We start from the raw sequence: 18,631 nt of genomic DNA on the forward strand, positions 1-18,631 counted from the left end.
CCGCCCCACAGGAGATAACCCTTGAAGTCTCGACTTGTATTCGCTCTGTTATTCGTCAGCGCCAGTGCGAGCGCTGCGCCACCTTCTTCGCTCACCCCGCTGCTCAACAGCATCGCAGAACGCCTGGAGATTGGTGAACAAGTGGCGCTGAGCAAATGGGACAGCCACAAGGCTGTAGAAGACCGACAGCGAGAGCAGGACGTGATCGCCAGCGTGGTTAACCAGGCCCCCAACTACAAACTGCCGCCCGCCGCCGCCGAGCAATTTTTCTCGGCGCAGATCGAGGCCAACAAGCTGGTGCAATACACCTTGTTGTCGGACTGGCAATTTCAAGGCAAGGCGCCCGACACCCCGCGCCCGGACCTGGTGAAGCAAATTCGCCCGCAACTGGACCAACTGCAAAAACGCCTGCTCAAGCAATTGGCCGATTTCACCCCGCATCGCACCGACCCTCAGTGCCCGCAATGGGTAGCGCAGGCCGTGCATGAGCCGCAAAACGACCCAATGCGCCAACTGGCGATGATTCGCGCAACCGCCGAGCTGTGCATCTACAAAGGCTGAAAACTGCAAGCCACCTCCCCCACTGACGCCAATATTCAATGTGGGAGGGGGCTTGCTCCCGATAGCAGTGGTTAAGCCACACATAAGCTGACTGACCCACTGCTATCGGCAACTTCCTGAACACACCTTTCTAAACTGCACTATATTGGTGCGACGCACTGCACCCTTCCCAGCCGAACAGCCCATTTTGGTTCGAATCTTCCCGACCAAGCTGGCAGAGCGCCACAGTTGCGAGCCACAAACCCCTATTTCAAAGCTTTAGCGCTTCTTTTCGGAGCCTTGGTTTGGTTTTTGCATTTTCATTGTATCAGCGTGTGCCTCAAGCCCGCGCCTTGCTCCAAAAGAGGTCCTGATGACCATTAGCGATGCACTGCACCGTTTGTTACTCGACAACCTGACCACCGCCACCATCCTGCTCAATGACGACTTGCGTCTTGAGTACATGAACCCGGCGGCGGAGATGCTCCTGGCCATCAGCGGCCAGCGCAGCCATGGGCAGTTCATCAGCGAATTGTTCACCGAGTCGGCCGAAGCCTTGAGTTCATTGCGCCAAGCAGTGGAGCAGGCGCACCCGTTCACCAAACGCGAAGCGATGCTCACCGCCCTCACCGGCCAAACGCTGACGGTCGACTATGCGGTGACGCCGATCCTGAGCAATGGCGCCACGCTGCTGTTGCTTGAAGTGCACCCGCGCGACCGCCTGCTGCGCATTACCAAAGAAGAAGCGCAGCTGTCCAAGCAGGAAACCAGCAAAATGCTGGTGCGCGGGCTGGCCCACGAGATCAAGAACCCGCTCGGCGGGATTCGCGGCGCCGCGCAGTTACTGGCCCGCGAGCTGCCCGAAGAACACCTCAAGGATTACACCAACGTCATCATCGAAGAGGCCGACCGCCTGCGTAACCTGGTCGACCGCATGCTCGGCTCCAACAAGCTGCCGTCGCTGGCCATGACCAACGTGCATGAGGTGCTGGAGCGCGTCTGCCACTTGGTCGAGGCCGAAAGCCAGGGCTGCATCACCTTGGTGCGCGACTACGACCCAAGTATTCCCGACGTATTGATCGACCGCGAACAGATGATCCAGGCGGTACTGAACATCGTGCGCAACGCCATGCAGGCCATCAGCAGCCAGAACGAGCTGCGCCTGGGCCGTATCAGCCTGCGCACACGCGCGCTGCGCCAGTTCACCATCGGCCATGTGCGCCATCGCCTGGTGACCAAAGTCGAGATCATCGACAACGGCCCGGGCATTCCTGCGGAACTGCAGGAAACCATTTTCTTTCCCATGGTCAGTGGCCGCCCGGACGGTACCGGGCTGGGCCTGGCCATTACCCAGAACATCATCAGCCAGCATCAGGGTTTGATCGAATGTGAGAGCCATCCTGGCCACACCACCTTCTCGATCTTTCTGCCTCTGGAACAAGGAGCCCCATCGACATGAGCCGTAGTGAAACTGTGTGGATCGTCGATGACGACCGTTCTATCCGCTGGGTCCTTGAAAAAGCCTTGCAACAGGAAGGCATGACCACCCAAAGCTTCGACAGCGCCGACGGGGTGATGAGCCGCCTGGCTCGCCAGCAGCCGGACGTGATCATCTCTGACATTCGCATGCCCGGCGCCAGTGGCCTGGACTTGCTCGCGCGCATCCGCGAGCAACACCCGCGCCTGCCGGTGATCATCATGACCGCGCACTCCGACCTGGACAGCGCTGTCGCCTCCTATCAAGGCGGCGCCTTTGAATACCTGCCCAAGCCGTTCGACGTGGACGAGGCGGTGGCGCTGGTCAAGCGCGCCAACCAGCACGCCCAGGAACAGCAAAACCAGCAAGCGCCACCGGCGCTGACGCGCACCCCGGAAATCATCGGCGAAGCCCCGGCGATGCAGGAAGTGTTTCGCGCCATCGGGCGCTTGAGCCACTCCAACATCACCGTGCTGATCAACGGCGAGTCGGGCACCGGTAAAGAGCTTGTGGCGCATGCACTGCATCGCCACAGCCCACGGGCAGCCTCGCCGTTTATCGCGCTGAACATGGCGGCAATTCCCAAGGACTTGATGGAGTCGGAGCTGTTCGGCCACGAAAAAGGCGCGTTTACCGGTGCCGCCAACCTGCGTCGCGGCCGCTTTGAACAAGCCGACGGCGGTACGCTGTTCCTCGATGAAATCGGCGACATGCCGGCCGACACCCAAACTCGCTTGCTGCGCGTGCTGGCAGACGGTGAGTTCTACCGCGTTGGCGGGCACACGCCGGTCAAGGTCGACGTGCGCATCATCGCGGCGACGCATCAGAATCTGGAAACCCTGGTGCAGGCCGGCAAGTTCCGCGAAGACTTGTTCCACCGCCTGAACGTGATCCGTATCCACATCCCGCGCATGTCGGACCGTCGCGAAGACATCCCGACCCTCGCCCGCCACTTCCTCAGCCGCGCCGCGCAAGAACTGGCCGTCGAGCCGAAGCTGCTGAAAAGCGAGACCGAGGAATACCTGAAGAACCTGCCGTGGCCCGGCAACGTGCGCCAGTTGGAGAACACCTGCCGCTGGATCACGGTGATGGCTTCCGGCCGCGAAGTGCACATCAGCGACCTGCCGCCAGAGCTGTTGAGCTTGCCGCAGGATTCGGCCCCGGTGACTAACTGGGAACAGGCGCTGCGCCAATGGGCCGATCAGGCGCTGGCACGCGGCCAGTCGAACCTGCTGGACAGCGCCGTGCCGGCCTTCGAGCGAATCATGATCGAAACCGCGCTCAAGCACACCGCAGGTCGCCGCCGCGACGCCGCCGTGCTGCTGGGTTGGGGCCGCAATACCCTGACTCGCAAGATCAAAGAGCTGGGGATGAAGGTTGACGGTGCGGATGATGATGACGGCGACGACGCCTGAATCACCAAGCCGTAAGCCGCTAATCCACTGAAAATCTAATGTGGGAGGGGGCTTGCTCCCGATGGCGGGGAGTCAGTCAAACAAGTGTCCACTGACATTCCGCCATCGGGAGCAAGCCCCCTCCCACATTTGTATCATCACAAAATACGGGATCTGTGCACCGCTTCAATGCACCGCGAACTGGCATCGCGCACGGATCCAATGCGTGAACGCTCAGGTTTACTGAGAAAAATCTAAATACTGAAAACAGCAAAGCCCCGAATTCCGGGGCTTTGCGCTTTCTGACGAAAATATTTTGCAAACCTTGGCCGTGCTGGCACGCGCCCTGCAATAACCCTTGTACTACCCAGTTTCGGGGACCTTGGTACAGGCAGGCCGAGAATCCCCTCTTTACACCCGGAGTGCTTGATGCGAATCGCGTCGCGCTCCACACCGTTTTGGGAGCCCTGGTACAGGCAGGCCGGGAACTCCCTTCTTTACACCAGGAGCTTATGCGCCGCAGCGCCCATAGCTCCAGCCCGTTTCGGGGACCTTGGTACAGGCAGGCCGGGGATTCCCTCTTTTATTGCTCTTGGAGATGGATCTCCAGTCGCCATCGGCCATCGGCCTTCGCCCCGTCCCATTCCCCGCGCAACGGCCGAGCCGCCACCAGGTTCAGCAGCAAGCCGCCATCGGTCTTGCGGATGCGCCAGTTCACCCACTTGTCATTGACCTTGAGCTGCCCGGTGGCGGCGTTGCCCTGCGCGTCGAACAACAACGCCACGGTGCCGTCGATGTGCTCGCCGTGCAGTTTGGGCTCGCTGTTGAACCACACCACCAGGCTGTCCGTTGCGGTCTCTACCTGCTGCAACTCGACCGGGTCCGCGGTGGTCAGGCGCCCGATCATCAAGCCGACCATCAGGCCTACAATCGCCAACGAGCCCAACACCCTCGGCAATAGCTTCGGCCTTGGGTCCTCTTCGGGGGTAGAATGCAGCGCATCTTTGCCTTCGGAGCCGTGCATGTTTCACGTCATCCTTTTTCAACCAGAAATTCCGCCGAATACCGGCAACGTTATCAGGCTGTGCGCCAACAGTGGCTGCCACCTGCATTTGATCGAGCCTTTGGGCTTCGACATGGACGACAAGCGCCTGCGCCGCGCCGGGCTCGACTACCACGAGTACGCCACGCTCCAGCGCCATGCCGACTTGGCCAGTTGCCTGGAAAGCCTCGGCCAGCCACGGCTGTTCGCGTTCACCACCAAGGGCTCGCGGCCGTTTCATGATGCAAGCTTTGCCGATGGCGACGCCTTCCTGTTCGGCCCGGAAAGCCGGGGCCTGCCTGCCGAGGTGCTGGATGCACTGCCTGATGGCCATCGCCTGCGATTGCCGATGCGCGAGGGCTGCCGCAGCCTGAACTTATCCAACACCGTAGCCGTTGCCGTCTACGAAGGCTGGCGCCAACTCGGCTTCAAGTAGCGCATAAACAAAATGTGGGAGTTGCCAGGTGTGGGAGCTGCATACCTGCTCCCACACCTGGCAACTCCCACATTTTTTACCGCGCAGGCTTACTGAACGGTCGACGAACCTTCTGTTTGCATGCGCTGCAGCTCTTGAGCGTACAGGGCATCAAAGTTCACCGGCGCCAGCATCAAGGCCGGGAACGAGCCACGGGTGACCAGGCTGTCCAGGGTCTCACGGGCATACGGGAACAGAATGTTCGGGCAGAACGCGCCCAGGGTGTGGCTCATGGACTGCTCGTCCAGGCCCTGGATCAAGAAGATACCGGCCTGTTGCACTTCAGCGATGAAGGCCACTTCTTCGCCGTTTTTAACAGTAACCGACAAGGTCAGCACTACTTCGTGGAAGTCACCTTCCAGCGCTTTTTGACGAGTGTTCAGGTCCAGCGCAACGCTTGGGGTCCACTCCTGGCGGAAGATCGCCGGGCTTTTCGGCGCTTCAAACGACAGGTCACGCACGTAGATACGCTGCAGCGAGAATTGTGGGCCTTGCGCTTCTGCTGCTTCGGTGTTCTGTTGGTCAGTCATCGCAGATCCTTCTTGATCTTGGGGTCTTTTAGGGTTTAGGCGAGCAGCGCATCGAGTTTACCGGCACGCTCCAGGGCGAACAGGTCATCGCAGCCACCGATATGCTTGGCGCCGATCCAGATTTGCGGCACAGACGTGCGCCCGGCTTTCTGGGCCATTTCGGCGCGCACCTGGGGTTTGCCGTCGACCTTGATTTCTTCGAAGGCAACGCCCTTTTTCTCAAGCAAGGCCTTGGCCCGCATGCAGTAAGGGCACCAATCGCTGGAATACACGACAACCTGGCTCATATCACTTCACCAGCGGCAGATTATCGGCCTTCCAGCTGCCGATACCGCCGGACAGTTTGGCGGCGGTGAAACCGCTCTTGAGCATCTCGCGGGCGTGGGTGCCAGCGTGCTGGCCTTGGGCGTCGACCAGAATAATGGTCTTGTCTTTGTATTTTTCAAGCTCGGCCAAGCGCGCGATCAGCTTGTCCTGAGGAATGTTCAGGGCGCCGACGATATGGCCAGCGGCAAAATCCTTAACCGGGCGAATATCTACTACAACGGCCTCATCCTTGTTGACCAGTGCGGTCAGCTCCGACGTGCTCAGGCTGCGGCCACCGCGGCTCATTTCATGAGCGATCAGCAGCGCCAGCAGGATGACAAAGGCACCCGCGAGCAGGTAGTGGGCAGTGGCAAATGCAATCAGGTGATCAACCATCAAGGAGGTTCCAGGGCGTTAAAATGGCGGTAAGTATACACAGCCGTCAGGGGCGGCCAACCCCCGTAAAGCGGTGACGTCGTCGGAACTTCGCTTTAAACTGCTACTCACTTTTAAATTGCCTTCCTTTATTACCGCCGCGAGAGGATCTATGACTACCACGCCTAAACCTTTGGTCCTGATAATTCTCGATGGCTTCGGACACAGTGAAAGCCACCACGACAACGCCGTGTACTCGGCCAGCAAGCCTGTACTCGACCGCCTGGCCGCCACCGTACCCAACGGTTTGATCTCGGGCTCGGGCATGGACGTAGGCTTGCCGGACGGCCAGATGGGCAACTCGGAAGTCGGCCACATGAACCTGGGCGCCGGACGAGTGGTCTATCAAGACTTCACCCGAGTGACCAAATCGATCCGCGATGGCGAGTTCTTCGAGAACCCGACCCTCTGCGCAGCGGTAGATAAAGCAGCAGCGGCCGGCAAGGCCGTGCACATCATGGGCCTGTTGTCGGATGGCGGCGTACACAGCCACCAGGACCACTTGGTGGCCATGGCCGAACTGGCCTACAAACGCGGCGCCGAGAAAATTTACCTGCACGCCTTCCTCGACGGTCGCGACACACCGCCGAAAAGCGCGCAATCGTCCATCGAACTGCTCGACACCACTTTTGCGGCCTTGGGCAAGGGCCGCATCGCCAGCCTGGTCGGCCGCTATTTCGCGATGGACCGTGACAACCGTTGGGACCGTGTGGCCCAGGCCTACAACCTGATCGTCGACGGCCAGGCCGAATTCAACGCCGCCACCGCCCAGGAAGGCCTGCAAGCCGCCTACGCGCGCGGCGAGAGCGATGAATTCGTCAAAGCCACCAGCATCGGCGAACCGGTCAAAGTCGAAGACGGCGACGCCGTGGTGTTCATGAACTTTCGCGCCGACCGCGCCCGCGAACTCAGCCATGTGTTCGTGGACGCCGGCTTCAAGGACTTCGAGCGCGCCCGCCAGCCAAAGGTCGAGTTCGTGATGCTGACCCAATACGCCGCCAACATCCCGGCCCCGTCTGCCTTTGCGCCGGGCAGCCTGGAAAACGTGCTGGGCGATTACCTGGCAAAAAACGGCAAGACCCAACTGCGTATCGCCGAAACCGAGAAATACGCCCACGTGACCTTCTTCTTCTCCGGCGGGCGTGAAGAACCGTTCCCAGGCGAAGAACGCATCCTGATCCCGTCGCCAAAAGTTGCCACCTACGACCTGCAGCCGGAAATGAGCGCGCCTGAGGTGACCGACAAGATCGTTGACGCCATCGAGCACCAGCGTTTCGACGTGATCGTGGTCAACTACGCCAACGGCGACATGGTCGGCCACAGTGGCAACCTCGACGCGGCGGTCAAAGCCGTGGAATGCCTGGACCTGTGCGTCGGCCGCATCGTCAACGCACTGGAAAAAGTCGGCGGCGAAGCACTGATCACCGCCGACCACGGCAACTGCGAGCAGATGTCCGACGAATCCACCGGCCAGGCCCACACCGCCCACACCACCGAGCCGGTGCCGTTCATCTACGTCGGCAAGCGCGACCTGAAAGTGCGTGAAGGCGGCGTACTGGCAGACGTGGCGCCGACCATGCTGAAACTGTTGGGGCTGGAAAAACCAGCCGAGATGACCGGCACTTCGATTTTGGTCTGATCCAAAACACGCCGCAAACCCTGTGGGAGGGGGCTTGCTCCCGATGGCGGAATGTCAGTCGACACCTGTTTAACTGACTCATCGCCATCGGGAGCAAGCCCCCTACCACATTTGATCTCCAGCGTTTGGCAGATATTTCTGCCCTCTCCCCGCCACTCGGCACCTATCTTGCCCACAAGCCCGAATTTGGCGTTTTTTTTGCGGCGCTTGGCGGGCATACTAGGCCGTCCCTTTCTTTAGTGTCGCCCGCCTCTATGCTTCGCGCCTTGATTACCCTAGCTTTAGTCTGCCTGCTCCAACCGGCGTTTGCCGATGAGCGCGCACAAACCCAACAACAGTTGGACGCTACGCGTCAGGACATTACCGAGCTGAAAAAACTGCTCGGCAAGCTCCAGGAAGAAAAATCCGGCGTGCAGAAAGACCTGCGCGGCACGGAAACCGAAATGGGCAAGCTGGAGAAGCAGGTCCAGGAGCTGCAAAAAGAATTAAAGAAGAGCGAGTCGGAACTGGAGCGACTCGACGCTGAGAAAAAAAAACTCCAGAGCGCACGCGTTGAACAGCAACGCCTGATTGCGATTCAGGCCCGCGCCGCATACCAGAGCGGCCGCCAGGAATACCTCAAGCTGTTGCTCAACCAGCAGAACCCGGAAAAATTTGCGCGCACCCTCACTTACTACGACTACCTGAGCAAAGCGCGCCTGGCGCAACTAAAAGGGTTCAACGAAACCTTGCGCCAGTTGGCGAATGTCGAGCAGGAAATTGCCGACCAGCAGTCGCAATTGATGGACCAGAAAACCGCCCTCGACACCCAGCGCGACCAGTTGGACAAAGTGCGCAAAGAGCGCCAATTGGCACTGGCTAAGCTTAATGACGACGTGAAAGCGCGCGACGCCAAGCTGCAAGCCCGAGAGCAGGACCAGGCAGACTTGGGCAAAGTACTTAAAACCATCGAAGAAACCCTGGCCCGCCAGGCGCGTGAGGCCGAAGAAGCGCGGCAAAAAGCGCTGATCGCCCAGCAGGAAGCCGAAAAAAAGCGCCAGCGTGAGGCCGAAATGGCAGCCACGACGGACGCCCCCGCGCCGCGTAAACCGGCGCACACGGCTGCAGGCCCGCTGGTTTCCAGCGCTGGCGAGTCGTTCGGTGGGCCTTTTGCTTCAGCGCGCGGAAAACTTCCATGGCCCGTTGATGGTCGACTGCTGGCACGCTTTGGTGAAACCCGTGGCGATGACACGCGTGCCAAGTGGGACGGCGTGATGATCAGCGCGTCCGCCGGCAGCCAGGTGCACGCCGTTCACGGTGGGCGTGTGGTGTTCGCCGATTGGCTGCGCGGCGCCGGTTTATTGGTGATTCTTGACCACGGTAATGGCTATTTGAGCCTTTACGGCCACAATCAGACTTTACTCAAGTCGGCAGGTGATGTTGTAAAAGCGGGTGAATCCATCTCCACTGTCGGTAACAGTGGCGGCCAGGACACCCCGGCGCTGTACTTCGCTATTCGTCAGCAGGGTCGCCCGAGCGATCCCGCACAATGGTGCCGTTCCCAAGGATAGGGTCGCATCTACATTAGGAGTTCGTTCGACATGCTGCATTTGTCCCGCCTCACTTCGCTGGCCCTGACGATCGCCCTGGTGATCGGCGCGCCGCTGGCTTTCGCCGACCAGGCCGCACCGGCTGCACCTGCCGCCACGGCTGCGACCACCAAGGCGCCGCTGCCGCTGGACGAGTTGCGCACCTTCGCCGAGGTCATGGACCGGATCAAGGCGGCTTATGTCGAACCTGTAGACGACAAGACGCTGCTGGAGAATGCCATCAAGGGCATGCTCAGTAACCTAGACCCGCACTCTGCTTACCTTGGCCCGGAAGATTTTGCCGAGCTGCAAGAAAGCACCAGCGGTGAATTCGGCGGCCTGGGCATCGAAGTCGGCTCCGAAGACGGCCAGATCAAAGTGGTCTCGCCAATCGACGACACGCCAGCCTCCAAGGCCGGCATTCAGGCCGGCGACTTGATCGTAAAGATCAACGGCCAGCCAACCCGCGGCCAGAGCATGACCGAAGCTGTCGACAAGATGCGCGGCAAACTCGGCCAGAAAATCACCCTGACCCTGGTGCGCGACGGCGGCAACCCGTTTGATGTGACCCTGGCCCGCGCGACCATCACGGTCAAGAGCGTGAAGAGCCAACTGCTGGAGTCGGGCTACGGGTACATCCGTATCACCCAGTTCCAGGTCAAAACCGGTGACGAGGTGGCCAAGGCCCTGGCCAAGCTGCGCAAGGACAACGGCAAGAAGCTCAACGGTATCGTGCTCGACCTGCGTAACAACCCGGGCGGCGTGTTGCAGGCTGCAGTCGAGGTGGTCGACCACTTCATCAGCAAAGGCCTGATCGTCTACACCAAGGGCCGTATCGCCAACTCCGAGTTGCGCTTCTCGGCCACCGGCAATGACCTCAGCGAAAACGTACCGCTGGCGGTGTTGATCAACGGCGGCAGCGCCTCGGCGTCAGAAATCGTCGCCGGTGCCCTGCAAGACCAAAAACGCGGCGTATTGATGGGCACCACCAGCTTCGGCAAGGGTTCGGTGCAAACCGTGTTGCCGCTGAACAACGAGCGCGCGCTGAAGATCACCACGGCGCTGTACTACACGCCGAACGGTCGCTCGATCCAGGCTCAGGGCATCGTCCCTGACATTGAAGTACGCAAAGCCAAGATCACCAACGAAATCGACAGCGAGTACTACAAGGAAGCCGACCTGCAAGGTCACTTGGGCAATGGCAACGGCGGCGCCGACCAGCCAACCGGCAGTGGCACCAAAGCCAAGCCGATGCCGCAGGATGATGACTACCAACTGGCCCAGGCGCTCAGCCTGCTTAAAGGCCTGAGCATCACGCGAAGCCGTTGATATGCGGGTTGCCCTGATCCTCGCTGTGCTGTGCAGCTTCGTCGGAGTCGCCCACGCGACCCCGGCGAGCGAGCCGCACAAAGCCTACCTGACACTGATCATCGATGACCTGGGGCAAAACCTGCCCCGGGATCGTCGCGTGCTGGCTTTGCCTGGCCCGGTCACCACGGCGATCATGCCCGACACGCCCCACGCCGCCGAATTCGCCCGCGAGGCGCATAAGGCCGGCAAGATCGTGATCTTGCACATGCCCATGGACCCCGCCACCGGCCCGTTCGCCTGGCACCCAGACCTGCCTATCGAAGAACTCGGCAAACGCCTGGACGCCGCGTTTAACGCCGTGCCCTACGCCGCCGGCATCAACAACCACATGGGCAGCCGCATGACCGCGCAACCAGCGGCCATGGCCTGGTTGATGGGCGAGTTGCAACGGCGTAACAAATTCTTCGTCGACAGCCGTACCAGCGCACAAACCGTAGCCGCCGCCGAGGCGCAGAAGCTTGGCTTGGCGCATGTCTCGCGGGATGTATTCCTTGATGACGAGCGCACCGAAGCGGCGATTACCACGCAGCTGCAAACGGCGATCAAGCTGGCGCACAAACAGGGCTCGGCGGTAATGATCGGCCACCCTTACCCACAAACCCTGGCGGTGCTGGAGCGCGAGTTACCCAAGCTCAAGGCTCAAGGCATTGACTGGATTGATATCAAGTTGATGATCAGCGTGCGCAGCAACCAAGCCATGGCCGCGCATGGCAAAAACGGTATTTACCGCTAAATCAACACAACGAAGACCAATCACCTCATCGCAAACCTGTGGGAGCGGGCTTGCTCGCGATAGCATCAACCCGGTACGCCTGATGGTCCGAGCCGCCTGCATCGCGAGCAAGCCCGCACTGTGGGAGCGGGCTTGCTCGCGATAGCATCAACCCGGTACGCCTGATGGTCCGAGCCGCCTGCATCGCGAGCAAGCCCGCTCCCACAACAGCGCTTTTGATCCAACCCTTCGCGGCGGCTGACAACTAAAGATAGCGCGCCATGATCTCGTCGATCACGCCGTCTTTGCGCAACCTGGCGGACCCACAACAGCGCTTTTGATCCAACCCTTCGCGGCGGCTGACAACTAAAGATAGCGCGCCATGATCTCGTCGATCACGCCGTCTTTGCGCAACCTGGCGGCGCTGGAGCGCAAGAACGGTATTTACCGCTAAATCAACACACGAAGACCAATCACCTCATCGCAAACCGAACGCGGTCAACTGTGGGAGCGGGCTTGCTCGCGATAGCATCAACCCGGTACGCCTGATGGTCCGAGCCGCCTGCATCGCGAGCAAGCCCGCACCCACAACAGCGCTTTTGATCCAACCCTTCGCGGCGGCTGACAACTAAAGATAGCGCGCCATGATCTCGTCGATCACGCCGTCTTTGCGCAACCTGGCGGTACTGGAGCGCAAGAACGGTATTTACCGCTAAATCAACACAACGAAGACCAATCACCCATCGCAAACCGAACGCGGTCAACTGTGGGAGCGGGCTTGCTCGCGATAGCATCAACCCGGTACGCCTGATGTTCCGAGCCGCCCGCATCGCGAGCAAGCCCGCTCCCACAACAGCGCTTTTGATCCAACCCTTCGCGGCGGCTGACAACTAAAGATAGCGTGCCATGATCTCGTTGATCACGCCGTCTTTGCGCAGCTGGTCCAGCGCGGCCTGAAGCTTGGCCACTTGCTCATCCGGCACATCCTTGTTCAGCGCCAGGTACAACTCGGTACTGTTGAAGCGCAGCACGGTCTTCAGCCCGGTGACGCCAACCTGACGCGCCAGGTAACGCCCGGCAGGATCGCCGGTGGCCCATAGATCAATCTGGCCATCCATCAGCTTTTGCGCGTTGTCCTGGTCGCGTAACACCACCAGCGGGTTGAGGCCTTGTTTCTCGAGGGTCTCGGCGATGGCGTCGCCCTTGTAGGCGCCGATCTTGTAGCGGCGCGCTTGTTCAAGGTCGCTCAACTGGATCGTGCTGTCAGCCTTGGCCAACAGCACCCAATCATCCGGGCCGATGGGGCCGACCCACTTGAACAGCGCTTCACGGTCCGGCAGCCGGGCCATCACGAACACACCGTAACCGGGCTTTTGAAGGGCGAGTTTGTAGATTCGCTCCCAAGGAAAACGCAGGGTGAGGTTGTAGGAAATGCCTGCACGCTTGAAGGTCTCGCGCACGATGTCCACGGCGATGCCTTCGATGTTCTCGTCCTTGGCGAAGTTCTTGCCGTTTTTCGCCATGTTGTAGGGCGGGAAGTTCTCCGTCAGCAACACCAGTGAAGCGTCGGACGGTTCTTCGGCATGCGCCGAACCTGCGAAAAGAATGGAAGCACTGGCGAACGCGAGCAGCAGGTGTTTGAACATGAAAGTTACCGGAGTCCATGGCAAGCGCAGAGAGTGCCGCGCGCCTGCCATGGTGTCCAGCAGCGTTTAGCGAACGACGATACCGCGCGCCGCCATGTAGGCCTTGGCTTCTGGGACGGTGTATTCGCCAAAGTGGAAAATACTCGCCGCCAGCACCGCGCTGGCGTGGCCTTCGATCACACCGTCGGCCAAATGCTGCAGGTTGCCGACACCGCCGGACGCGATCACCGGAATGCCCAGCGCGTCGCTGATGGCGCGGGTTACGCCCAGGTCGAAACCGTTTTTCATGCCGTCCTGGTCCATGCTGGTCAGCAGAATTTCACCGGCGCCCAGGGCTTCCATCTTCATCGCCCACTCCACCGCGTCCAAGCCGGTCGGCTTGCGCCCGCCGTGAGTGAAAATCTCCCAGCGCGGTGTTTCGCCGGGGCCGGAGACTTTTTTCGCGTCGATGGCCACCACGATGCATTGCGAACCGAAGTGCTGCGCGGCCTCGCCGACAAACTCCGGGTTGAACACGGCCGCGGTGTTGATCGAAACCTTGTCCGCGCCCGCGTTAAGCAGGTTGCGGATGTCTTGCACGGTGCGCACGCCACCGCCCACGGTCAGCGGGATAAATACCTGGCTGGCCATACGTTCGACGGTATGCAACGTGGTATCGCGGCCGTCGACGCTGGCAGTGATGTCGAGAAAGGTAATCTCGTCGGCACCTTGCTCATCGTAGCGCCGGGCGATTTCCACCGGGTCGCCGGCGTCGCGGATGTTCTCGAACTTGACGCCCTTGACCACGCGACCGTTGTCGACGTCCAGGCAAGGGATGATGCGTTTGGCTAACGCCATGGACTTAATCTCCGATTAATAGCGGCAAGCGGCAATCGGCAAGCTACAAGCCGCAAGCCGCAAGCCGCAAGCCGCAAGTAGAAGCAAATCCGCATTTACTTGCAGCTTGCAGCTTGCCGCTTGCAGCTGCTACCTGCCGTAACTGTCGCAGTAAGCCTGGGCTTCGGCGACGTCCAGGGTGCCTTCGTAAATCGCGCGGCCGGTAATGGCGCCGATGATGCCGGGCGCCTTGGCGTCCAGCAGCGATTTGATGTCGCCCAGATTGTGGATACCGCCGGACGCGATCACCGGAATCCTGGTGGCCGCCGCCAAAGCCGCGGTGAAGGGTACGTTGCAGCCCTGCATCATGCCGTCTTTGGCGATGTCGGTATAAACGATGGCAGACACGCCGTCGGCTTCGAACTGCTTGGCCAGGTCGATCACCTGAAGGGTGCTGATTTCAGCCCAGCCGTCAGTCGCGACGAAACCGTCTTTAGCGTCCAGGCCGACGATGACTTTGCCCGGGAAGGCGCGGCAGGCTTCGGCGACGAACGCCGGGTCTTTGACCGCCTTGGTGCCGATGATCACATAGCTCACGCCGGCTTTGACGTAGTGTTCGATGGTTTCCAGCGAGCGAATGCCGCCGCCGATCTGGATCGGCAGGTTCGGGTAGCGCTTGGCGATCGCGGTGACCACTTCGCCATTGACTGGCTGGCCTTCAAAGGCGCCGTTCAAGTCCACCAGATGCAGACGACGGCAGCCCCCTTCCACCCATTTGGCAGCCATGCTCACCGGGTCATCGGAGAACACGGTGGAGTCTTCCATGCGGCCTTGGCGCAGACGTACGCAGGCGCCGTCCTTGAGATCGATAGCGGGGATAATTAGCATGCTTTTCCTTCGTCAAAGAGCTGCAAGCTGCGAGCTATAAGCTGCAAGCAAGCACGCGTATTAAGTCTTGCAGCTTGAGGCTTTCAGCTGCTTTTTTCTAAAGCCCACAGGTCGCTTTCGAGGCTTTCGAACCTTTCTTTAAGGAGCGTCTGCGTGTCGAAAATCGCCCTGTTGTAATAGTGCGGCGCAATTTCGGTGGTGAACAGCTCAAGCAGCTCAGCGACTTCGAACGAGCCCAGCGTGAGCTCGAAACGGTCCTCCATGAAGCGCTTGATCTTGAGCGTCGCCTCACGTTCCTGTTCGGGCGTGAGGCTCAAGATCGGCGGCTTCGGCGGCTTGGCCATTTACCAGCGGCCATCCCACGCGGCGAAGTTCTGCAGCAATTGCAGGCCATGGGTATGGCTCTTCTCCGGGTGAAACTGCACGGCAAAGCGCGAACCATCGGCCAGCGCAGCGGCGAAGTCGACGCCGTAATGCCCGCCACCCACTACGTGGCGCGGATTACCGGCGGCGATGTAATAGCTGTGCACAAAGTAGAAGCGCGCAAGGTCCGGCACGTTGTGCCACAACGGGTGGTCCACGCTCTGGCGCACCTCGTTCCAGCCCATGTGCGGGACTTTGAGGTGTTCACCGTCTTCATGCAGGCCCTTGCCGAAGAACTTCACCTGGCCAGGGAACACGCCGATGCAATCAACGCCGCCGTTCTCTTCACTGCTGTCGAGCAAGGCTTGCATGCCCACGCAGATGCCGAGAAACGGGCGGTCCTGGCTGACTTCACGCACCAGGCTGTCAAAGCCCAGACGGCGGATCTCGGCCATGCAATCGCGAATCGCGCCGACGCCCGGAAACACCACCCGGTCGGCTTCGCGAATCACCTTGGCATCGCTGGTGATCAGCACCTTGCCGGCGCCTACGTGCTCAAGGGCCTTGGCCACCGAGTGCAGGTTACCCATGCCGTAATCGATAACCGCGACCGTCTGCATTACAGAACGCCCTTGGTCGACGGCATTTGCCCGGCCATGCGGTCATCCAGCTCCACGGCCATACGCAGCGCGCGGCCGAAGGCCTTGAACACGGTTTCGATCTGGTGGTGAGTGTTGGTGCCGCGCAGGTTGTCGATATGCAGGCTGACGAGTGCGTGGTTGACGAAGCCCTGGAAGAATTCCTGGAACAGGTCTACGTCAAAGCCGCCCACGGTGGCGCGGGTGTAGGGCACGTGCATCTGCAGGCCTGGGCGGCCAGAGAAGTCGATGACTACGCGCGACAGCGCTTCGTCCAGCGGGACATAGGCATGGCCGTAGCGACGGATGCCTTTTTTGTCGCCGATGGCTTTGGCAAATGCCTGGCCGAGGGTAATGCCTACGTCTTCCACCGTGTGGTGGTCGTCGATATGCAGGTCGCCCTTGCTGACGATATCCAGGTCGATCAGCCCGTGACGGGCGATCTGGTCCAGCATGTGCTCAAGAAAAGGAACACCGATATCAAATCGGGCCTTTCCGGTGCCATCCAGGTTAATCGAGGCTTTGATCTGGGTTTCCAGAGTGTCGCGCTCGACGGACGCCTTACGTTCGGCCATCACCAGCTCCGCAAAATCATTGGGCGAAAAAGGCAGCCATTATAGGGGCGCGGGCGCTAAACAGAAACATCGAAGGGGATAAGACTGATGGAGTGTCGGCGATAGACATGTCAGTACAAGCGCAGGGCCAGCTTTATGTGGGAGCGGGCTTGCTCGCGAAGGCGGTGTGTCAGCCAATACATGGGCTGACTGATCCACCGCATTCGCGAGCAAGCCCGCTCCCACACAAGCCCGCTCCCACACTGGGTTTTGCAGTATTAGTGGAACAGCACTGCGGTTTTCTGCAGGGTCACCCACACACCCCACGCCAACGGAATACCCACCACCAGCCAGGCCGCAATCGCCAGCGGCTTGCTGCCGGGCGCTGCTTTCCACTCCAGCACAGTGCTGGCGTCGGCGCCTTTGTCATGGCCCAGCGCCTGTTCGGCAGCCAGCTCGGCATCGGTCATGAAGTACTTGTCGGCCACCGGGCGCACCAGCAGGTTGCAGATGAAGCCCAGCACCAGCAGGCCCGCGAGGATGTACAAGGTGATGTCGTAGGCCGCAGCGCGGTCAACGCCGATGCTCAACTGATACTCACGCAGGTAGTTCACCAGCACCGGGCCCAGCACGCCCGCCGCCGCCCATGCGGTCAGCAGACGACCATGGATCGCGCCGACCATCTGAGTGCCGAACAGGTCAGCCAGGTAAGCCGGAACGGTTGCAAAGCCGCCGCCGTACATCGACAGGATCACGCAGAACGCCGCCACAAACAGCGCCACGTTACCCAAGTGCCCCAGGTTCGGGATCAGCGCATACAGGGCGAAGCCCAACGCGAAGAACACGAAGTAGGTGTTTTTACGGCCCAGGTAGTCGGAAAACGACGCCCAGAAGAACCGGCCACCGATGTTGAACAGGCTCAACAAACCGGTGAAACCTGCTGCGATGGCCGCGATAGAGGCCAATTGCCCGGCATCCAGTTGGCCAAACGGCACATCAACACCCAGCAGCTTGCCGCCAAACACTTCCTGCAGCAGCGGCGAAGCCATGCCGAGGATGCCGATACCCGCAGACACGTTCAGGCACAGCACCAGCCAGACCAGGCGGAATTGCGGGGTTTTCCAAGCCACGTTCACGTGCACATGGCGGTGAGTGATCATCGCGTTACTGGCTTTTTTCGCCGGTGCGGTCCAGCCCTCAGGCTTCCAACCGGTCGGCGGCACGCGGTACGACAGCGCACCACCGATCATGAACACGAAATAGATCGCGGCCATCACGGCAAAGCTCTGCCACACGCCCACGCTGGTTGGCGAAGCAAAATGCCCCATCAGCGCTGCAGCCAAGGGAGCACCGACCATTGCGCCGCCACCAAAGCCCATGATCGCCATGCCGGTAGCCATGCCGCGCTTGTCCGGGAACCACTTGATCAGGGTCGATACCGGCGAAATGTAGCCCAGGCCAAGGCCGATACCGCCAATAACCCCGGAGCCGATCCACATCAGCCAGATCTGGTGGGTATAAATACCCAGCGCCGAGATCAACAGGCCGCCGCACCAGCACAAGGCCGATACAACACCCGCCTTACGCGGCCCGGCATGTTCCAGCCAACCGCCCCAGATCGCTGCCGAGCAGCCCAGGAAGATGAAGAACAAGGTGTAGATCCAGCCCAGCATGGAAATGGGCCAGTCGCACTGGGAAGAAAAAACTTGCGAGATAAAACTCATGTCCGGCGCACAGGCAACCGGTTTGGTAATGCCCAATGCTTTGGACAGTGGTAACCAAAACACCGAGAAGCCGTAGGCCATGCCGATGCAAAGGTGAATGGCCAGGGCGGCCGGTGGAACCAGCCAGCGGTTGAACCCTGGCTTGGCGATAATGCGCTCCTTGGACAGGAACGCAGGCTGCGCGGCGGTAACGCTGGCCGCAGTGCTGGTGCTCATTGGTGTTTCCCCCAGTTATTAGTATGTGTCCGTCAGGCACTCTCTCCCTCGGCCTTGCACGCAAAGCGTTGGCCGTTGTTTTGAGTAAAGCTCCATTTAAGCGCGACGATGTGTCGCATACGACAGACGAACATGCGCAGATTAGCACCAGTGGATGACAGAAAAACCAAACTGACATCACCTTTTTCAAGAAACTTGATTTGTTTGACGTCAAGATCCCGTTTTGCTGGTGCTGGATACAATGTAACGATGCATGAACTGACGCACGCCGTCGGGCGTTATACTCTGCGGCTAAAT

At 60.3% G+C, this 18,631-nt stretch carries 19 protein-coding genes; 8 read left to right on the forward strand and 11 right to left on the reverse strand.

Annotated features, from left to right (window positions below; translation table 11 throughout):
* Positions 1 to 21 precede the first annotated feature (21 nt).
* The 3 genes from AO240_RS27735 (at position 22) to ntrC (ending at position 3,432) form a co-directional block, all read left to right on the forward strand.
* Complete coding sequence (locus AO240_RS27735; protein ID WP_099240955.1) at positions 22 to 561, forward strand: chorismate mutase; 540 nt, start codon at positions 22 to 24, stop codon at positions 559 to 561.
* A gap of 352 nt (positions 562 to 913) precedes the next feature.
* Positions 914 to 1,999, forward strand: coding sequence for a nitrogen regulation protein NR(II) (gene glnL / locus AO240_RS27740; RefSeq protein WP_046034638.1), 1,086 nt, complete (start codon positions 914 to 916; stop codon positions 1,997 to 1,999).
* Positions 1,996 to 3,432 (forward strand): nitrogen regulation protein NR(I), encoded by a 1,437-nt coding sequence (gene ntrC, locus AO240_RS27745; protein WP_099240957.1) that lies wholly within the window; start codon positions 1,996 to 1,998, stop codon positions 3,430 to 3,432. The genes glnL and ntrC overlap by 4 nt, the downstream gene beginning before the upstream one ends.
* Positions 3,433 to 3,994: 562 nt before the next feature.
* Here the strand turns inward: ntrC and AO240_RS27755 are convergent.
* Entirely contained in the window at positions 3,995 to 4,435 is a 441-nt protein-coding gene (locus tag AO240_RS27755) for a hypothetical protein (RefSeq protein ID WP_099240959.1), read from the reverse strand.
* On the opposite strand from AO240_RS27755, the gene AO240_RS27760 reads away from it, so the two are divergent.
* Positions 4,434 to 4,889 (forward strand): tRNA (cytidine(34)-2'-O)-methyltransferase, encoded by a 456-nt coding sequence (locus AO240_RS27760; RefSeq protein WP_099240961.1) that lies wholly within the window; start codon positions 4,434 to 4,436, stop codon positions 4,887 to 4,889. The genes AO240_RS27755 and AO240_RS27760 overlap by 2 nt on opposite strands.
* Positions 4,890 to 4,978: 89 nt before the next feature.
* Here AO240_RS27760 and secB read toward each other — a convergent pair whose 3' ends face one another.
* From secB to AO240_RS27775, 3 genes are read right to left on the reverse strand one after another with little or no spacing between them, the layout of a single operon-like run.
* A complete protein-coding gene (gene secB / locus AO240_RS27765; protein WP_058413146.1) occupies positions 4,979 to 5,458 on the reverse strand; it encodes a protein-export chaperone SecB in 480 nt (159 codons plus the stop codon).
* Between the two features lie 35 nt (positions 5,459 to 5,493).
* Positions 5,494 to 5,745 carry a glutaredoxin 3 gene (gene grxC / locus AO240_RS27770; RefSeq protein ID WP_017734847.1) on the reverse strand — a complete coding sequence of 84 codons (252 nt, stop codon included), beginning with the start codon at positions 5,743 to 5,745 and terminating at the stop codon, positions 5,494 to 5,496.
* Between the two features lies 1 nt (position 5,746).
* Positions 5,747 to 6,160 carry a rhodanese-like domain-containing protein gene (locus AO240_RS27775; protein ID WP_099240963.1) on the reverse strand — a complete coding sequence of 138 codons (414 nt, stop codon included), beginning with the start codon at positions 6,158 to 6,160 and terminating at the stop codon, positions 5,747 to 5,749.
* Positions 6,161 to 6,311: 151 nt separating this feature from the next.
* Between AO240_RS27775 and gpmI the strand changes: the two genes are divergently transcribed.
* From gpmI to AO240_RS27795, 4 genes are all read left to right on the forward strand, one after another.
* Positions 6,312 to 7,838 carry a 2,3-bisphosphoglycerate-independent phosphoglycerate mutase gene (gpmI, locus tag AO240_RS27780; protein WP_099240965.1) on the forward strand — a complete coding sequence of 509 codons (1,527 nt, stop codon included), beginning with the start codon at positions 6,312 to 6,314 and terminating at the stop codon, positions 7,836 to 7,838.
* Positions 7,839 to 8,092: 254 nt separating this feature from the next.
* Entirely contained in the window at positions 8,093 to 9,388 is a 1,296-nt protein-coding gene (locus AO240_RS27785; RefSeq protein ID WP_058413143.1) for a murein hydrolase activator EnvC, read from the forward strand.
* Positions 9,389 to 9,418: 30 nt separating this feature from the next.
* Positions 9,419 to 10,735: a S41 family peptidase gene (locus tag AO240_RS27790; RefSeq protein WP_099240967.1), complete on the forward strand. Its 1,317-nt coding sequence runs from the start codon at positions 9,419 to 9,421 to the stop codon at positions 10,733 to 10,735.
* Position 10,736: 1 nt separating this feature from the next.
* Complete coding sequence (locus tag AO240_RS27795) at positions 10,737 to 11,510, forward strand: divergent polysaccharide deacetylase family protein (RefSeq protein ID WP_099240969.1); 774 nt, start codon at positions 10,737 to 10,739, stop codon at positions 11,508 to 11,510.
* 869 nt (positions 11,511 to 12,379) lie between these two features.
* On the opposite strand, the gene AO240_RS27805 is transcribed toward AO240_RS27795, so the two are convergent.
* From AO240_RS27805 to AO240_RS27835, 7 genes are all read right to left on the reverse strand, one after another.
* A complete protein-coding gene (locus tag AO240_RS27805) occupies positions 12,380 to 13,135 on the reverse strand; it encodes an ABC transporter substrate-binding protein (RefSeq protein ID WP_099240973.1) in 756 nt (251 codons plus the stop codon).
* 66 nt (positions 13,136 to 13,201) lie between these two features.
* Positions 13,202 to 13,972 (reverse strand): imidazole glycerol phosphate synthase subunit HisF, encoded by a 771-nt coding sequence (hisF, locus tag AO240_RS27810; RefSeq protein ID WP_017138643.1) that lies wholly within the window; start codon positions 13,970 to 13,972, stop codon positions 13,202 to 13,204.
* Between the two features lie 129 nt (positions 13,973 to 14,101).
* Complete coding sequence (gene hisA / locus AO240_RS27815; protein WP_099240975.1) at positions 14,102 to 14,839, reverse strand: 1-(5-phosphoribosyl)-5-[(5-phosphoribosylamino)methylideneamino]imidazole-4-carboxamide isomerase; 738 nt, start codon at positions 14,837 to 14,839, stop codon at positions 14,102 to 14,104.
* A gap of 83 nt (positions 14,840 to 14,922) precedes the next feature.
* The gene (locus tag AO240_RS27820) at positions 14,923 to 15,183 is read right to left on the reverse strand and encodes a DUF2164 domain-containing protein (RefSeq protein WP_099240977.1); all 261 of its coding nucleotides are present in this window, start codon (positions 15,181 to 15,183) and stop codon (positions 14,923 to 14,925) included.
* Positions 15,184 to 15,822: an imidazole glycerol phosphate synthase subunit HisH gene (gene hisH / locus AO240_RS27825; RefSeq protein WP_058413137.1), complete on the reverse strand. Its 639-nt coding sequence runs from the start codon at positions 15,820 to 15,822 to the stop codon at positions 15,184 to 15,186.
* Positions 15,822 to 16,415 carry an imidazoleglycerol-phosphate dehydratase HisB gene (gene hisB / locus AO240_RS27830; protein WP_003218037.1) on the reverse strand — a complete coding sequence of 198 codons (594 nt, stop codon included), beginning with the start codon at positions 16,413 to 16,415 and terminating at the stop codon, positions 15,822 to 15,824. The genes hisH and hisB overlap by 1 nt, the downstream gene beginning before the upstream one ends.
* A gap of 257 nt (positions 16,416 to 16,672) precedes the next feature.
* Positions 16,673 to 18,334 carry an OFA family MFS transporter gene (locus AO240_RS27835; RefSeq protein WP_058413136.1) on the reverse strand — a complete coding sequence of 554 codons (1,662 nt, stop codon included), beginning with the start codon at positions 18,332 to 18,334 and terminating at the stop codon, positions 16,673 to 16,675.
* Positions 18,335 to 18,631 lie beyond the last annotated feature (297 nt).

Source organism: Pseudomonas sp. ICMP 460 (assembly GCF_002723595.1).
GTDB lineage: Bacteria > Pseudomonadota > Gammaproteobacteria > Pseudomonadales > Pseudomonadaceae > Aquipseudomonas > Aquipseudomonas kitaguniensis.

Excerpts from the sequence above, each read along its gene's own strand:
- hisA (WP_099240975.1), bottom strand. The coding sequence starts at position 14,839 with ATGCTAATTATCCCCGCTATCGATCTCAAGGACGGCGCCTGCGTACGT.
- AO240_RS27820 (WP_099240977.1), bottom strand. The coding sequence starts at position 15,183 with ATGGCCAAGCCGCCGAAGCCGCCGATCTTGAGCCTCACGCCCGAACAG.
- hisH (WP_058413137.1), bottom strand. The coding sequence starts at position 15,822 with ATGCAGACGGTCGCGGTTATCGATTACGGCATGGGTAACCTGCACTCG.
- glnL (WP_046034638.1), top strand. The coding sequence starts at position 914 with ATGACCATTAGCGATGCACTGCACCGTTTGTTACTCGACAACCTGACC.
- AO240_RS27835 (WP_058413136.1), bottom strand. The coding sequence starts at position 18,334 with ATGAGCACCAGCACTGCGGCCAGCGTTACCGCCGCGCAGCCTGCGTTC.
- gpmI (WP_099240965.1), top strand. The coding sequence starts at position 6,312 with ATGACTACCACGCCTAAACCTTTGGTCCTGATAATTCTCGATGGCTTC.
- hisB (WP_003218037.1), bottom strand. The coding sequence starts at position 16,415 with ATGGCCGAACGTAAGGCGTCCGTCGAGCGCGACACTCTGGAAACCCAG.
- AO240_RS27755 (WP_099240959.1), bottom strand. The coding sequence starts at position 4,435 with ATGCACGGCTCCGAAGGCAAAGATGCGCTGCATTCTACCCCCGAAGAG.
- AO240_RS27805 (WP_099240973.1), bottom strand. The coding sequence starts at position 13,135 with ATGTTCAAACACCTGCTGCTCGCGTTCGCCAGTGCTTCCATTCTTTTC.
- AO240_RS27760 (WP_099240961.1), top strand. The coding sequence starts at position 4,434 with ATGTTTCACGTCATCCTTTTTCAACCAGAAATTCCGCCGAATACCGGC.
- AO240_RS27785 (WP_058413143.1), top strand. The coding sequence starts at position 8,093 with ATGCTTCGCGCCTTGATTACCCTAGCTTTAGTCTGCCTGCTCCAACCG.
- AO240_RS27795 (WP_099240969.1), top strand. The coding sequence starts at position 10,737 with ATGCGGGTTGCCCTGATCCTCGCTGTGCTGTGCAGCTTCGTCGGAGTC.
- secB (WP_058413146.1), bottom strand. The coding sequence starts at position 5,458 with ATGACTGACCAACAGAACACCGAAGCAGCAGAAGCGCAAGGCCCACAA.
- ntrC (WP_099240957.1), top strand. The coding sequence starts at position 1,996 with ATGAGCCGTAGTGAAACTGTGTGGATCGTCGATGACGACCGTTCTATC.
- grxC (WP_017734847.1), bottom strand. The coding sequence starts at position 5,745 with ATGAGCCAGGTTGTCGTGTATTCCAGCGATTGGTGCCCTTACTGCATG.
- hisF (WP_017138643.1), bottom strand. The coding sequence starts at position 13,972 with ATGGCGTTAGCCAAACGCATCATCCCTTGCCTGGACGTCGACAACGGT.
- AO240_RS27775 (WP_099240963.1), bottom strand. The coding sequence starts at position 6,160 with ATGGTTGATCACCTGATTGCATTTGCCACTGCCCACTACCTGCTCGCG.
- AO240_RS27790 (WP_099240967.1), top strand. The coding sequence starts at position 9,419 with ATGCTGCATTTGTCCCGCCTCACTTCGCTGGCCCTGACGATCGCCCTG.